The 14,736-nt window shown below is 46.9% G+C and carries 20 protein-coding genes and 1 pseudogene; 3 read left to right on the forward strand and 18 right to left on the reverse strand.

Annotated elements, in window-relative coordinates; genetic code table 11:
* Window positions 1-23 precede the first annotated feature (23 nt).
* From ACTNCH_RS11080 to ACTNCH_RS11095, 4 genes are all read right to left on the reverse strand, one after another.
* On the reverse strand, window positions 24-1,268 hold the full coding sequence (locus tag ACTNCH_RS11080) for a tyrosine-type recombinase/integrase (RefSeq protein WP_441018120.1): 1,245 nt from the start codon (window positions 1,266-1,268) through the stop codon (window positions 24-26).
* 161 nt (window positions 1,269-1,429) lie between these two features.
* The gene (locus ACTNCH_RS11085) at window positions 1,430-1,582 is read right to left on the reverse strand and encodes a hypothetical protein (protein WP_441018118.1); all 153 of its coding nucleotides are present in this window, start codon (window positions 1,580-1,582) and stop codon (window positions 1,430-1,432) included.
* A 68-nt stretch (window positions 1,583-1,650) separates the two neighbouring features.
* Window positions 1,651-2,055 carry a helix-turn-helix domain-containing protein gene (locus ACTNCH_RS11090; RefSeq protein ID WP_441018116.1) on the reverse strand — a complete coding sequence of 135 codons (405 nt, stop codon included), beginning with the start codon at window positions 2,053-2,055 and terminating at the stop codon, window positions 1,651-1,653.
* Window positions 2,056-2,179: 124 nt separating this feature from the next.
* Window positions 2,180-2,455: a hypothetical protein gene (locus ACTNCH_RS11095; RefSeq protein WP_441018114.1), complete on the reverse strand. Its 276-nt coding sequence runs from the start codon at window positions 2,453-2,455 to the stop codon at window positions 2,180-2,182.
* 352 nt (window positions 2,456-2,807) lie between these two features.
* Here ACTNCH_RS11095 and ACTNCH_RS11100 point away from each other — a divergent pair, with 352 nt between their 5' ends.
* A complete protein-coding gene (locus ACTNCH_RS11100) occupies window positions 2,808-3,014 on the forward strand; it encodes a hypothetical protein (protein ID WP_441018112.1) in 207 nt (68 codons plus the stop codon).
* Window positions 3,015-3,193: 179 nt separating this feature from the next.
* Here ACTNCH_RS11100 and ACTNCH_RS11105 read toward each other — a convergent pair whose 3' ends face one another.
* From ACTNCH_RS11105 to ACTNCH_RS11135, 7 genes are all read right to left on the reverse strand, one after another.
* Window positions 3,194-3,289, reverse strand: a complete 96-nt coding sequence (locus tag ACTNCH_RS11105) for a putative holin-like toxin (protein ID WP_441038348.1) — start codon at window positions 3,287-3,289, stop codon at window positions 3,194-3,196.
* 145 nt (window positions 3,290-3,434) lie between these two features.
* Entirely contained in the window at window positions 3,435-3,887 is a 453-nt protein-coding gene (locus ACTNCH_RS11110) for a helix-turn-helix domain-containing protein (protein WP_441018110.1), read from the reverse strand.
* Window positions 3,888-3,889: 2 nt separating this feature from the next.
* A complete protein-coding gene (locus ACTNCH_RS11115) occupies window positions 3,890-4,165 on the reverse strand; it encodes a hypothetical protein (protein WP_441018108.1) in 276 nt (91 codons plus the stop codon).
* Window positions 4,166-4,167: 2 nt separating this feature from the next.
* Window positions 4,168-4,788, reverse strand: a complete 621-nt coding sequence (locus tag ACTNCH_RS11120; RefSeq protein WP_441018106.1) for a hypothetical protein — start codon at window positions 4,786-4,788, stop codon at window positions 4,168-4,170.
* Between the two features lie 283 nt (window positions 4,789-5,071).
* Window positions 5,072-5,386 carry a hypothetical protein gene (locus ACTNCH_RS11125; RefSeq protein WP_441018104.1) on the reverse strand — a complete coding sequence of 105 codons (315 nt, stop codon included), beginning with the start codon at window positions 5,384-5,386 and terminating at the stop codon, window positions 5,072-5,074.
* Window positions 5,383-5,673, reverse strand: coding sequence for a hypothetical protein (locus ACTNCH_RS11130; RefSeq protein ID WP_441018102.1), 291 nt, complete (start codon window positions 5,671-5,673; stop codon window positions 5,383-5,385). The genes ACTNCH_RS11125 and ACTNCH_RS11130 overlap by 4 nt, the downstream gene beginning before the upstream one ends.
* Before the next feature lie 3 nt (window positions 5,674-5,676).
* Window positions 5,677-5,883, reverse strand: a complete 207-nt coding sequence (locus ACTNCH_RS11135) for a DUF6462 family protein (protein WP_441038350.1) — start codon at window positions 5,881-5,883, stop codon at window positions 5,677-5,679.
* 142 nt (window positions 5,884-6,025) lie between these two features.
* Here ACTNCH_RS11135 and ACTNCH_RS11140 point away from each other — a divergent pair, with 142 nt between their 5' ends.
* Window positions 6,026-6,673 carry a helix-turn-helix domain-containing protein gene (locus tag ACTNCH_RS11140; RefSeq protein WP_441018100.1) on the forward strand — a complete coding sequence of 216 codons (648 nt, stop codon included), beginning with the start codon at window positions 6,026-6,028 and terminating at the stop codon, window positions 6,671-6,673.
* A gap of 374 nt (window positions 6,674-7,047) precedes the next feature.
* Here the strand turns inward: ACTNCH_RS11140 and ACTNCH_RS11145 are convergent, their stop codons facing one another.
* From ACTNCH_RS11145 to ACTNCH_RS11155, 3 genes are all read right to left on the reverse strand, one after another.
* Window positions 7,048-7,770 (reverse strand): amino acid ABC transporter ATP-binding protein, encoded by a 723-nt coding sequence (locus ACTNCH_RS11145; RefSeq protein WP_441018098.1) that lies wholly within the window; start codon window positions 7,768-7,770, stop codon window positions 7,048-7,050.
* A complete protein-coding gene (locus tag ACTNCH_RS11150) occupies window positions 7,757-8,479 on the reverse strand; it encodes an amino acid ABC transporter permease (RefSeq protein WP_441018096.1) in 723 nt (240 codons plus the stop codon). The genes ACTNCH_RS11145 and ACTNCH_RS11150 overlap by 14 nt, the downstream gene beginning before the upstream one ends.
* 110 nt (window positions 8,480-8,589) lie before the next feature.
* The gene (locus ACTNCH_RS11155) at window positions 8,590-9,375 is read right to left on the reverse strand and encodes an ABC transporter substrate-binding protein (protein ID WP_441018094.1); all 786 of its coding nucleotides are present in this window, start codon (window positions 9,373-9,375) and stop codon (window positions 8,590-8,592) included.
* 345 nt (window positions 9,376-9,720) lie between these two features.
* Here ACTNCH_RS11155 and ACTNCH_RS11160 point away from each other — a divergent pair, with 345 nt between their 5' ends.
* Window positions 9,721-10,545: an undecaprenyl-diphosphate phosphatase gene (locus ACTNCH_RS11160; RefSeq protein WP_441018092.1), complete on the forward strand. Its 825-nt coding sequence runs from the start codon at window positions 9,721-9,723 to the stop codon at window positions 10,543-10,545.
* 81 nt (window positions 10,546-10,626) lie between these two features.
* On the opposite strand, the gene ACTNCH_RS11165 is transcribed toward ACTNCH_RS11160, so the two are convergent.
* The 4 genes and pseudogenes from ACTNCH_RS11165 to ACTNCH_RS11180 all read right to left on the reverse strand — a co-directional run bounded on the left by ACTNCH_RS11165 (window position 10,627) and on the right by ACTNCH_RS11180 (window position 14,719).
* A complete protein-coding gene (locus ACTNCH_RS11165; RefSeq protein WP_441018362.1) occupies window positions 10,627-11,913 on the reverse strand; it encodes an aminotransferase class I/II-fold pyridoxal phosphate-dependent enzyme in 1,287 nt (428 codons plus the stop codon).
* A 210-nt stretch (window positions 11,914-12,123) separates the two neighbouring features.
* Window positions 12,124-12,513 (reverse strand): annotated as a pseudogene (locus ACTNCH_RS11170) (HD domain-containing protein); the annotation flags it as partial.
* 20 nt (window positions 12,514-12,533) lie between these two features.
* Window positions 12,534-13,832: a homoserine dehydrogenase gene (locus tag ACTNCH_RS11175; protein WP_441018090.1), complete on the reverse strand. Its 1,299-nt coding sequence runs from the start codon at window positions 13,830-13,832 to the stop codon at window positions 12,534-12,536.
* A gap of 95 nt (window positions 13,833-13,927) precedes the next feature.
* Entirely contained in the window at window positions 13,928-14,719 is a 792-nt protein-coding gene (locus ACTNCH_RS11180; RefSeq protein ID WP_441018088.1) for a TIGR03915 family putative DNA repair protein, read from the reverse strand.
* Between the last annotated feature and the right edge of the window lie 17 nt (window positions 14,720-14,736).

Consider the following 14,736-nt stretch of genomic DNA (forward strand, 5'->3'; position numbering starts at 1 on the left):
ATCTGGTAAAATATCTGGTAAATTCAGACCACATATTCCATCTTCAGAATCTCTTTTTTCATCCGCTCCTTCTCCACGTGGTCATATACCTTTAAGGTCACCGCCGGATCGCTGTGTCCCATAATTACCTGCAGAACCTTCACATCGATTCCGGCCTCCGCCATCCGGGTGCATCCGGTATGCCGCAAAATATGATTGGAAATATGAGGCAGCAGGAACGGCTTTCGCTTCTCCTTCCTGGCCTGCTGCCGTTCCTCCGCATTATATCGGTTCACAATCCGTTTCAATATTTCATTTACCCCGGTTGTCGTATAAGGTCGATTCCAGTTATTCAAAAATACAAAGTCCCTCTGCCCGTCCACTTCTATCTCGCTCCGGCGGCCCAGCTGCAGGCAGATCCGTTTCTGCTCTATAAAGGCTTTCCGCACCTGCTGAATCATACCGATGGTGCGCTTGCCGCTTTCTGTCTTGGGTTCGCCCATGTACATTGTCATTTTATCATCTATCTTCTCATAGATAAGCTGTTGACAAATATGTACCTCCCCATGCTTTATGTCCACGTTACTCCAGGTAAGGCCGCATACTTCACCAATACGGCAGGCTGTGCCTATCATAATCTGGAACATCGGAAGATAGACACAATAGATCGGACTGTTCTTCACGTAATTCAGGAACATTTCCTGTTCCTTCCGCGTCAATGCCTGCCGCTTTTTCGCCACCGTGTACTCTTCCAGGCAGCCCTTGGCCGGGTTCTTCCTTATCAGGTCATTGTCCACCGCATAGACAAAGGCCGGCTGAATCAGATTGTTATGATACATTCGGATCGTCGTATCCGAAAGGCCGTCTTTGCTCAATTCCGCATAGAAGCGCTGTACATTCGCCTTCTTTATCTTCGCCGGTGACATCGTTCCAAAGCTATTTTCCTTTACGTGTAGTTTCCAGAGCTGCCGATATTTCCGTTTCGTCTTATCGCTCAGCTTCTTTTTACTGCTCAGGTACATTTCAAACAAATCATTCATCTGGAGCTTGGCCGCCAGCGTACTGTTGATTCCATCTTCCAGATCCCGCCGTATCCCTTTCTCTTTTTCGCGGAGCGGAACGTCTTCTTTCTTACCAGCTGGCGTTTTATCTGTGTCCACCAGGCGCCAGCTATACACGCTCTTCCACTCACTCCCCTGAAGATACCGGAACTCATACTGGCCGCTTTTCTTCTGATATTCGCCATTCTTCAGTATGCGGCCCTTGCTGTCCTTCCGCTTTTCTGCCATAAACCTGCCTTTCTATCCTCGTACAGGCAGCAGGAACCTGCCCTGCTGCCATTTCTGCCACGTTTCATCACTCGTTCAGCCAGAGATATTCTAAAAGCTTATACACTCGCCTCAGATTCTCCTCTTTTTTTATCTTTTCCAGTATCACAATAATCATTTCCTTATAGTCTGTCATTTCGCACCTCCTCATGCTTTGATACCACCATTCCTCTGTTTTGCAATATTCTCACGATGAATCTGTATAAGAACTCCATCAGCTTGCTGTCCTCTATCCCCTCTATTAGTCTTACAATCTCTTTCTTATGCCATTCCATTGTCTGTTCCTCCTGTAATTTCTCTTTATTCGTGCCACTATCACTGAAATACACGGCTGGCCGCCTCTTTATTTGCATAACTTAGACACGAAAATATGTATCAGTCCGATTCGATGGGGATTTTTCAGATTCTCCACCATCTCCAGAATCTCTTTCCTATTCTGCTCCATTTTCTCCACTGTCTCCAGAATCTCTTTCCTATTCTGCTCCATCCGTTCTTGATGTGCAGACTTATAACCTTCGAATTTATCCTCAACATAGATAAAATTCATCGGAACCCCGGAAATCTCACTGATTTTTCTAAGCTGTTCCAGCTCCGGCTCCTCTTCTCCCTTCTCCCATGCTTCCACCATAACGGGCGAAACGTCTAATCTGTAGGCCATTTCCGTTTTTGTCATCTTGGCATTCACCCGGCAGGCCGCCAGCGATATCCGCGGGTACCTGCCGCATCTCATTTCTCTTTCCATGCTCATTCCTATAATCCTCCATTGTTTCGGGATTACAGATATGCTATAATCTTACCTGTAATCCCCACTTAGCGATTGTTACGGGTTACCTGCCCCTGTCAGAGTTGCCGCTCTGGCAAGGGTTTTTTCTTTATGCAATTGTAAACCGGCGGCTTGTGCTGGCCTTACAATACTGCTTGTAAATCTCCGGCAGTGCCGCTTTCAGGGCCTTTCCGTCAAGCCTGCTGCTCACCAGTGTTTTCCACCGGACAACGAACGCCCCGGCCCGCAGCTCCTCTACCTGCTTCGCCTCCATGTCAGTCTTAATCTCCTGCCGGATCTTCTCGGCCTCCTGTTCCAGTGCTTCCTGCTGCTCCATAATCTTCTGGAGCTTCGTTAATCTGTTCTGCAATGCTTTTTCTCCCATGTCGGAATCTCCTTTCCTGAGGCTATTCAGTCCAGCCCCGGCAGGCTTTAAACATCTAGCTCCATGTGAGCCTCTCAATCTATCTTATCCTGCTCCCCGGTGTCACCTTGCGTTCTTGCTTTCCCTTTCGGTACTCCCGTCCGCCTTGGCTGTTCTGTGTTCCTCTTGATGATTTTATTATATATTATATGTACATATAATTCAATTGGCGTTTCTCACAAATATGTACATATATTTTTGTCTATTTTTTATATGTACATATTCTTGAATTTAAGCTATAATCGCTTTGTAAGGTGGAGTAGTTGACTCTATATTGCCAGCTTACTATTCCAAAATGAAAGGTGGTATTCGAATGCCATTAACAGAAGGTCAAAAACAGTCCATGTATAACTACGCTAAAAAGAACCTTAAGCGCATCCCCCTGGACGTCCAGAAAGAAAAGTACGAGGAAATAAAGGCCGCAGCCGAAGCCTCCGGTGAATCCGTAAATGGCTATATTAAAAAGGCGATTGATGAACGAATGGAGCGAACCTCCATAAAAGCATCTGCTGAAGAATAGATTCTGGCTGGTGCACGCGGAGGATCCTTATATTTTCTGTATGTATCCCCTTGCGTCCTGCTGCTAAATGTGATATATTGATGATAGAAATAGGGAAAGCCAGAGCAATCCGGCCTACCCCATAGTTATAAGCTTTTACCTCTTACGAGGCCAGCCGTCACTATTGCGAGTAGTGGCGGCTATTTTTTTCTCCCGAAGATTGTATAACACAATCCAACGAGAGCGACAATGAACATACCAAACTGAAAAAGCTCTGAATATGTAACCATTGGCATCGCCCTCCTTTCTCACGTCTGGAGGGTTTAGCATCCCTCCGAAGAGGGTAGGCCGCCTTTATGTGCTCTGACTTTCCTTGTAAGCAAGTATATCACGAACATTCGTTTTCTACAATGCCTAAATTTTCGTGTATAAGCCCGATTATCAGCTTGTACGGAATGTTCCGCCTACTGCTTCCACTATGCTTGTAAATAGGCCTGTATCGTGCTTCTGCACGTTTTCCGGCCTATCTTTCCATATATCCGGCTTGCGATTTTTCAGCCAGAAGATTTGAGCTGCAACATCCCCTGGTATTTCCCTTGTGATAACCGTTCGCTCTTTTAAAACATCACCTTCGTACTTGTCCCTTACTTCTTCATAAGTATAGCCAAGAGCACGTTTTAACAGACACTTTTCAACCTTTCTGTCAATAACTTCTTTTCCCTTTTTTAAGGACTGACAAATCGGATCCTGCTCCTTTTTCCAGCGATACAAAGTCCTTGCTGAAATTCCCATTTTAGTAGCTATCTGTTCATCCGTCAGCCCATCTCTGGCCCATCCTTCTACTTTTTCCAAGCCTTCCGCGGTAATCCATTCTGTGATTTTTCGTATCGCCATATTCATACCTCATTTTTTTCTTCTCCATACCACCTATTTTTCGCATCCATAGGTAACCGGTATGTACCTACCCACTGCGGCGGGAATGCCCCGTTGGGTTCCTCTACCGTAAAAACAGCATACTCTTTCTTTCCAAAAACAGGATCCGTTACTTCTTCCGTATCAGCCGCCAGTTTTCCCGGGACCCTCGGTTCTACCTGTTCCGGGAAATTTGAAAACGTTACCCCATGTAACCTGCAATAATATGTTTTTTCTGCGTTAAAAATATTTTTCGCCATCCTTATCCCTCCAATACACTTAAGAATTCATAATTTAAAGCACTAGGTTCACCAAATTCTTTTACTGTATGCTGAAGCACATCCGGAGTTTTAGCCATGTGATACGGGCCCTCATAATCAAGTGCTTCAATTGTGCTCATAGCTGACTGCACAAAATGCTTTAATGCTTGCAGTTTATTCTTTTCCGTCGGTACAATGCTTTCATTTAACCACCCTCTTGTATACTCCTCTGGATTCATTACGTCGATCGTAGCATTATGCTTTCTTGCGTATTCTCCCAGCACAAAGCACATTGTTCCATTGTCCTTGTGTTTTTCTACAAGCGCCTCAAACTGCTCTGAATTCAGATCATACTCCAACAGCTTTACATCTGCTTCGTCAATCTTGGCTCCGCTCAACACTGCCCAATTTTTGATACTCTCTGTGGCAGCAGCCTCAATTTTCCTAATTGCGGCAATGGTGGACTCTTTTTCCTCACTGAACTGTAACGATATTTTTTCAATCTGCTCCTGTGCCACATCAGGCTGATATAATCTTAATGCTTTATCAACCTCCTGCTGCTTTTTCTCATACTTGCTATAGTATGATTCCAACTCTGTTTTCAAACTTTTTACAATCTGCATATTGTTCCTTTCCGGGCCTTGCCCTGTGTTATTTATGTATCATGCCTTTTAGCATCAATACCTTCCTTTGTTTTTTAGAACGCGATATGTTATTTACTTATCTTATATTCACATATAGTCCAATTCTTAGATATAATCTAATTCTTATATTAGTAGGGTAATTTTTACACTATTGCCTAGGAGTAATTTTTACACTTCTGCCCGGCAGGGTAAATTTTACGCTTCCGCTTCGTAGCAGAATGGTAAAAATTACACCGTTGCCCTATCAATATTCATCTTGCATTCATGCCAGTATACGATACCCTGTAACCCGCTTTTCAGACTTCTTTCCAGTCTTCGGATCGACCCAGTGAATCTTGAGAAGTTGTATAAGTTCTGTCTCTCGCAATTCAGCTTTCGCTGCCTTTAACGTTTTCAGACTCCATCCCATATCGGCAGCAAGATCCGCATCCGTTCGATAGAAATAATCTACATCTTCTCCTGTGTACCGTTGCTCCAATTCATTGAGCCAGAAGAACAGCAGCTTTGCCTTGTCAGATAAAGGATACCCCCACACCTTCCGACTGACCTGCATAAAATAACTATTGCCATGCTTCATTCCATCCTGTCTTCCTGCTTCAGGTATCTCCGAGCCGAACCAAGAGCGGCCAGTGTGTTATGTCCTCTGCTTTCCAAGGTTTTGATAAACTCCAAAACCTCCATCCGATTTGCTGGTAGAAAATAGCCTCCGCCCTCGCAACAGGTAGACAGAATCACATTGCCCGCCGCCCGTTCCGATGCAATCAGTTCCTGAAGTTCACGAACTGATTTACACCCCAGCAATTCTGCTAATTTCCGCGATGTGATAGCATTTTCTTTACCCTTTCTCAAATATTCCTCTATCATCTGCTATTCCTCCCCTGACAGACTGTCCATATATGCATCCACCCGGCTATAATTGATAAGATAGCTTCGACCAATGCGTACAACAGCACCTGCCTCACGAGCTATATTTCGCATTGACGTAATCCCTACACCATATCTGATACACGCATCACTGATACGGCCTGTTTTGCAGTTCATTTCACATTCTGTTTTTCTTAAACGTTCGTTCATTTTTTCCCCTTTCTTTCTTGACGTCTTGTTAATTTATGCTATTATAATATTATAAGAGTAATTCAATAGCAATATTTTCAACCTGTTCATTTTTTCAATGTATAATTGCGATATTATCAATTTATAAGAAAGGAAATTGCACATGGAGTTTGATAAAACGATATTATTTCGAAATCTGGATCGAATTTTAAAAGAAAGGAACCTTACTCAAAAAGAATTCTGCAAATCTATAACTTATGACCTTCAGCCCGATGTTTATTCTAAAATGAAACACGGAAACACATCTGTACCTGTAGAATTTTTATTCTCTGCAAGTCAGTATCTGAATATATCTATTGATGAACTTGTAGGTAACCCTGTCAAAGATAGACAGAAAAATTTGGCTCATACCTACCAAGATGTCTTAGATGCTTTTTCATTACTGTATAAAGAATTTGGCTTTCACTTTTCTATGACATCAGAACGTGACCATGATATTTTTACATTAGAGTATAGTGATCCATTTTTATACAATACTGAATCATCTCCCTGTAACCCTGAAAGTCGTACCCTAAAAATAATTTTTCTTGAACAGCTTTTTCGTGCGATACAAGCTGCAGAAATTACACACGACATTAAAGGAATTGATGTTTTCGATTTATGGTATAGCACATTTAAAAAAGCGGCTTCTAATTATACACTTTCCGGAGAAAGACTTTACAATTCATCAGATATAATTGAAGAATTTGATGAAACAATACGACATTACAACCCTTTTTCTATTCTCCCTGAAGAATTGTGCAAGGAATAATTTTCCTTCCAAATGAACTATTATAGTCTAACTGTTAAGTTTTTATCTTTGCACAGATTTATGAAATCACACTGAACCATCGGTGTGATTTTATATTGTACACAAGTCTCTTTTCCGCCAAATCTGGTAAATCTCTGGTAAACCCGCCAAAATCAGCATTAAAAAAGGGCTTCTCATTTCTGAGAAACCCATGTTTACGAGGGAGTGGGGGCTTCCTCCCGGAAGTCCCCGAGTGTTATGAATGAAATACTGATATGTGTTCTTGCTACATCTAATACTATAGCAGGGAATTGTGACTAAGTTATGTCTAGCCTCTAAAAAATATATAAAGTCAATTAAGAAATTCTTATGAAAGAATGATGAAACTATGTTTTTTACAGTACCTTGGACAGGAAATCCTGCAGACGGGGATCCTGGGGATTTTCGAAGAAATCCTTGGGATTATTTTCTTCCTTAATGTAGCCGCCGTCCATGAATACCACGCGGGTTGCCACCTCGCGGGCAAAGCCCATCTCATGGGTTACGACTACCATGGTCATGCCGTCGTCTGCCAGCTTCTTCATCAGCTCCAGAACCTCACCTACCATCTCCGGATCCAGGGCGGAGGTGGGCTCGTCGAAGAGAATCATTTCCGGATCCATCGCCAGGGAACGGACAATGGCGATCCGCTGCTTCTGTCCGCCGGAAAGCTGGGACGGATGGGAATCTGCCTTTTCCTCCAGGTTGACCAGCTTCAGCAGGCGCATGGCTTCTGCCTCCGCTTCTGCTTTGGTCTTCAGCTTCAGCTGCACCGGAGCCAGCATGATATTTTCCTTTACGGTCAGGTTCGCGAACAGGTTAAAATGCTGGAACACCATACCCATGCGGCGGCGGACCTTATTGACGTCCACGCCCGGCGCGGTAATCTCCTGTCCGTCGAAGGTAATGGTTCCTTCCGTGGGCTGCTCCAACAGGTTCAGGCACCGCAGGAAGGTGGATTTACCGGAACCGGACGGTCCTACGATAACCACCTTTTCTCCCGGCGCGATATGCATATTGATATTTTTAATTACATGATTGTCGCCAAATGATTTGGCCAGATCCTTAACGTAAATCACTCTGTCTCATTCTCCTTTCCAGTTTACCCATCAGCCAGGACAATCCCAGCACCATCACCAGATACATTGCCGCAATGGCAAAGAACGGCACAAAGGCCTGGTAGGTCTTGGACTGAATGATCAGAGCTCCCTTGGTCAGGTCGCGGAGTCCAATAACCGTCACGACAGAGGTCTCCTTGAGTAGGGTAATCAGTTCATTTCCCAGGGCGGGCAATACGTTCTTGAACGCCTGGGGAATAATAATGCAGCGCATGGTTGTCGCGTAGGTCAGTCCCACAGAACGGCCTGCCTCCATCTGTCCCTTGTCGATGGACATGATACCGGAACGGATGATCTCGGCCACATAAGCGCCAGAATTGATACCAAAGGCCAGAATGGCGCAGCGGATCATGTTAGCATCCGTGGCGCGGGCGCTGGCCCAGATTACAAACCACATAATCAGAAGCTGTACCATCATAGGGGTTCCGCGGATTACCGTCAGATATACCTGACAAAGCAGATTGGCCAGACGCAGAAAAACATTTTTCTTGCGCTCCGGTTGCTGATCATGAGCCGAGCGGATAACCGCCACGATCACGCCCAGAATCACACCCAGCACCAGGGCGAACACAGTAACAATCAATGTGGTCTGAATACCTTTAACAAAATACTGATAGTTGTCATTCAGAATAAATGTCTGGTAAAGACCACTTTTTAAGCCTTCGAACATATCCTTCTCTCCTCGCTACGTAAACTTTCTTTTTCCGCAAAACAGGGAGGTGTTCATGAAATTGAACGCCTCCTCTGTATTCTCAGATACCATCCGTATCTGTTGGTTTTTTACTCAGCCTTGATGTATTTGTCAAGGATGGACTGAATGGTTCCGTCGTCCTTCAGCTCCTGCATTGCCTTATTCAGAGCCTCTGTCAGAGCCGGGTTATCCTTGGATACCGCTACTGCGTAATTCTCAACGGTATATTCGCTGTCCAGAATCTTCAGGCCCTCGTTTGCTTCTACAAACTCCTTCGCCGGCTGCTCGTCGATAACCACGCAGTCTACCTTATCCTGAAGCAGTGCCTGGATAGCAGTTGCGCCGCTGGTGTAGGCGATTACATGATCCTCGCCGTAGTCGTCAGAGCAGTACAGATGTCCGGTGGTTCCCTCCTGAACGCCCATGATCTTGTCGTTTGCCAGGTCGTCTACACTTGCGATATCAGAACCTTCCTTTACGATAATAACCTGTACGCCGGTTGCGTAGGAATCTGTAAAGTCTACATTCTTCTTTCTGTCCTCCGTGGCGGTCATACCTGCCATGGCTACATCAATCTTACCGGACTGGATAGCGGTAATCAGAGCGCCGAACTCCATATCAATCATCTCCATCTTCAGTCCCAGCTTGTCTGCCAGAGCCTGCGCGATGTCAGCGTCGATACCTACGATATCATCTCCGTCCTTGTACTCATAGGGCGGGAATGTGGCATTGGTTCCTACAGTCAGAACGCCGTCCGCAACGGTGGTAAATGCTCCGTCTGCCTCAGCCTTTGTTGTCTCTTCTTTCTTAGATCCGCAGGCTGCCATGGAAACGCACATAACAGCTGCCAGTAATACAGCTACCATTTTTTTCATAATGTTTTCCTCCCGATTTTCAAATAGTAATTCCTGTGTTTCAAATCTGTTTCCTATTGTATCATCATTTTCAAAAAATGCAATACCTAAATTGCATAAATTTTAATACTTTATGCAATATTTTATGTTTAAATGAATAAATATGCTTATTTTTGTGTATATAAACCATTTTTATGCATTTTCATTCCCTATAGTCTTACTGGGAAAAAAGGATTTTTCCGGAATTTAGATCGTTTTTCTTAATTTTCTCTCCTGACATTGACATAAAAGGTCAGTATGTTATACTGAAATCCGAATCTTTTCTCATATTTTTAAGAGAACATCAAATAAGGAGTATTGTATACAATGAATGTGATGGAATGGTTGAAGGTTTTACTTCTGGGTATCGTGGAGGGCGTCACTGAATGGCTCCCCATCAGCAGTACCGGACATATGATTCTGGTCAATGAATTTATCCGGCTGAATGTAAGCAAAGAATTTATGGAAATGTTTCTGGTGGTGATCCAGCTGGGCGCGATTCTGGCCGTTGTGGTTCTTTACTTCGGAAAGCTGTGGCCCTTTACCACGCCTTCCAAGGGCTGGATTAAGAAGGAGACCTGGTCTCTGTGGTTCAAGGTTCTCGTGGCTGTGCTTCCGGCGGCGCTTATCGGTCTCCCCTTTGACGACAAGATCGACGCTCTCTTCTATAATTATCAGACGGTAGCCTTTACCCTGATTCTGTACGGCGTGCTGTTTATCGTAATCGAGAATCACAACAAAGGCCGCAAGCCCAGGGTTCGTTCCTTTGAACAGCTTTCTTATCCGATGGCGCTTTTCATCGGCGTATTCCAGGTTCTGGCGCTGATTCCCGGAACTTCCCGGTCCGGAGCCACCATTCTGGGCGCAACCCTCCTGGGCGCTTCCCGGTATATCGCGGCTGAGTTCAGCTTCTTCCTGGCGATCCCGGTGATGTTCGGAGCCAGTCTTCTGAAACTGCTGAAGTTTGGTTTTGCTTTTACCGGAACCGAAGCGGCGATTCTGATTGTGGGTATGGTGACAGCCTTTGTGGTTTCCGTACTGGCTATCAAGTTTCTGATGGGATACATCAAGAAAAATGACTTTAAAGCCTTCGGATATTACCGGATCGTGCTGGGCGCGCTGGTGATCGTATATTTCCTGCTTTTTAACTAAATTACGTTTCCAATTTCTTTACGCAGGAAGCCCCGGCGAAATCGACGCCGGGGCTTCCCTTATTATCCACACTGTTATTTCTTATTTTGTCTCCAGAAGCTTCTCCACGCTTACCAGCTTAACACAGAGAACAAACAGATCTGCTGCGGCTGCCAGGTCTTCCGTAGTCGGGAAGGAGGGAGCAATTCGGATATTGCTGTCCTTCGGATCCTTGTGATACGGGTAGGTGGCTCCGGCTCCGGTCATCACCACGCCTGCCTCCTTACATCTGGCTACGATAGCTTTTGCGCAGCCCTCCATCGCGTCAAAGGAGATAAAGTAACCGCCGTTGGGGCGTACCCAGGTACCAATCTCCAGACCGCCCAGTTCTCTGTCCAGAATATCCAGAACTGCCTCGAACTTCGGACGGAGGATAGCGGCATGCTTCTTCATATGTTCCTTAATTCCATCGCTGTTCTTAAAGAACCGTACATGGCGCAGCTGATTGATCTTGTCATGGCCGATGGTCTGAATCGTCATCTGCTTTTTAATATCCTTGATATTATTCTCGGAAGTGGCAATACAGGAAATGCCGGATCCCGGGAAGCTGATCTTGGAGGTAGAGCAGAACTCATATACCATATCCGGATTGCCTGCCTTCGCGCACTCGCTTAAAATCTCCGGAATCTCATCCTGCTTTTCCTCGTACAGATGATGTACGCAGTACGCGTTGTCCCAGAAAATACGGAAGTCTTCCGCTGCGGGCTTTAAGGCAGCAAAACGGCGCACGGTTTCCTCTGAGTAGGTGATTCCCTGGGGATTGGAATACTTCGGCACACACCAGATACCCTTAACCGCCGGATCGTTATTTACCAGCTCCTCTACCAGATCCATATCTGGTCCTGTGGCAGTCATCGGAATATTGATCATCTCAATGCCGAAGGACTCTGTAATGGCAAAATGGCGGTCATAGCCGGGCACCGGACACAGGAACTTCACCTTGTCCAGCTTACACCAGGGGGTGTGTCCCATAACGCCGTGAATCATTGCCCTTGCCACCGTATCATACATGATGTTCAGGCTGGCGTTTCCGAAGACAATGACATTCTCGGCGGAGACGCCTGTCATACCGGCGAGCAGCTCCTTTGCCTCCTTCAGGCCGTCCAGCACACCGTAATTACGGCAGTCCAGTCCGGTGGCGTCCTTCATGTCGCTGGTACTGTTCAGTACGTCCAGCATGGGCATAGACAAATCAAGCTGAGCCGCACTGGGTTTTCCTCTGGACATATCCAGATGCAGGTCTTTCGCCTGTGCCTCCCTGTACTTTGCCTCAAGCTGTGTCTTAAGCTCGAGAAGTTCTTCTCTGCTCAATTCGTGGTATGGTTCCATAATGTACCTCCTTGTATCATTATTATTTTCTTCCCCAAACACCTCATTTACCAGGCGGTTATATTCCTGCCAAGTAGGGTGATCCTTCAATTCCTCCAGGGCCTTCGCAATCGACCGGTACATCCAGGCATGCATCTCCTTATGCTTCTCATTAAAGCGCTCCCAGATTTTATCGCCGATGATACACTGATCCCGGTAGATGGATCGCAGGTTGGCCAGCTTATCCGCCAGCGCCAGCATCTTCGCGTCCCGGTCAGCCTCTGTTTCCAGAAAGATGATGGTCTCCTGCTTCCGGGTCTTCCAGGTCAGGGAGGCCGGAAGGGTTCTCCGCTTATCCTCGCTCTCGTTCATCACCAGCTCAGTGATACGTCGTCCAAAACGGGCGTACAGATCGTCCTCAGTGGCGTCTGTATCCTCCAGTACATCGTGCAGGACTGCCGCGGCGATAACCTCCTCATCGTCCGTCATGGCAGACACAATCGCTGCTGCCTCAATGGGATGCACGATATACGGCACGTTTGTACCCTTTCTCTTAGCTCCCGAATGGGCCTTGGTCGCAAATATAATCGCCTTATCCAGTAAGGTCAGTGTTTTTTTCATTCCCCGCCTCTGCTTTCCCGTTACCGGTTCTGCGCGTATACCCGGAGAACCGACGGAATCTCTTTTACAATCGACATTTTATCAAATACCAGAAGGGCGTCCTCAAAATGGCATTCCTCCACCTTATCGGTAATCACAACCAGCTCTGCCATTCCTTCGTCAACACTCTTCTGAATCACCTGGGCGATACTCACATGGTTATTGCCGAATACAGAGGAAATGCTGGCCAGCACACCCGGTTTGTCATCCACCTTCATCCGCAGGAAATAACGGTTTTTAATCTCCTCCTTGGGCTTAATACGGAGTGTCTTGTAGCAGGTACAATTGATTCTTCCGGTGCTTCCCGCCACAATATCCCGGGCCACCTCAAAGACGTCTCCAACCACCGCGCTTCCGGTCGGAAGCTTGCCTGCGCCTCTGCCCTGGAACATGGCGTCGTCTACGGCGTCGCCGTGTACAAACACCGCATTGAAGGAATCGTTGACGCTGGCTAACGGATGCTCCGCCGAAATCAGCATCGGATACACGCCCACCTCGATACCGGTCTCTGTATTGCGCGCCACACCCAGAAGCTTAATCACCATGCCAAGCTCTGCGGCGTAGGCAATATCTGACGACGTAATCTTCGTAATGCCCTGGGTATACACATCTCGGAAGGTTACCCGGGAATTAAACGCGATAGACGCCATAATTGCCATCTTACGGGCTGCGTCATAGCCTTCCACATCGGCCGTAGGATCTGCCTCCGCATAGCCAAGCTCCGTAGCGAGAGCCAGGGCGTCTGCAAATTCCATATGCTCCTTCGTCATCTTCGTCAGGATATAGTTGGTTGTTCCATTGACAATCCCCATCACCTCGGTCAGATGATTGGCCGCCAGGCACTGCTTCAACGGACGGATAATCGGAATACCGCCTGCCACTGCCGCCTCAAACATCAGATCGCAGCGCTGCTCCTCTGCCGCGTCCAGCACTTCCTTTCCATGCTCTGCAAGCAGATCCTTGTTGGCTGTCACCACGTGCTTACCGGCGTGAAGCGCCTCTGTAATATAGGTTCTGGCCGGCTCGATTCCGCCCATAACCTCGATGACAATCTGAATCTCCGGGTCTTCCAGAATCTCCTTCCAGCTGTCTGTAAAGAGACTGCTGTCCATCCCCTCTCTCTTTTTCTTCTTATCACGGACCAGAATCTTCTTCAGCTCGACCACTGCGCCCAGCTTCTTCGGCATCTCGTCCTTCTGCCACTGTAAAATCTCATAAACACCGCTTCCTACGGTTCCTGCACCCAGAAGCGCAGCTTTTATTATCCGAACGTCACTCATGGTTTTTTCTCCTGCCTGTCTGTCATAGTGTCTGTATACAGTTTACTATGAATTTTTGGCAGTGTCAATTCTGCGTCGGGGAAACCGGCCTACTTTTACCGCCCCTTTTTTGTATTTTTTTCCGTACTTTCGAACTCATTCATATAAGGCCGGAAACGGTAAGGAAGCAGATTCTGCTGACATCGGGGATTTCTCCGCTCCTCGATGGCAATCGTCTCACAAAAGGCTTTCCAGAGTGCCCGGAATGCCTTCTCTCCCTCCGTTCGGGCGCTTAACAGCTCCTGATTCAGTTGCCGATCCTCCGTCAGAATCCACCAGCTGTCCTTCCGGTGTACTGCCAGAAGTCCCCGCTTCCGATCTCGGATGATCCAGTTTTCCTGCCGCAGCCGATCTGCAAAATGGGGCGCTATCAAAGGAAGCACCGCGCAGGACGGCTCCATCTGCGCGTACAGAATGCCTCCCGGCAGTTCCTCGAAGCGCAGGAAGCCCAGCATCCGGTGGGCCTCATGCCAGGCCTTCTGCCGCAGTTTCATCACCAGAGCTATGGACGGATCCTGAAGATAATGGATCGCCCCGGTTCCGTCCTCCATAGACAGTCCCCGCACAATCAGCCGGTATACCGCATCCGCCTTATCCGGATGGGGACAGGCACAGGCATAACAGATCGCTTCCCGGGCTTCCTCTCCCATTCTCTGTCTGACTGTACGAAGCACCCGCTCCGCCTTATCCAGATCGGTTTTCACCTGCCGGTATTCGCAGAACAGTTCGTAGGTATCCTCTGCTTCCGTCCGAAGCCTGACCCGGCTGTGTCCCAGGCGACTGTCCCAGGCGTCATAAACAGCCGTCAGAATGCCGTCCAGGCTGTCCTCACATACAAAAATCGTCATACCGATCCTTCTCTCCT

Origin of the sequence: Candidatus Merdisoma sp. HCP28S3_D10, from assembly GCF_052065835.1 — a bacterium.
GTDB lineage: Bacteria > Bacillota > Clostridia > Lachnospirales > Lachnospiraceae > Laedolimicola.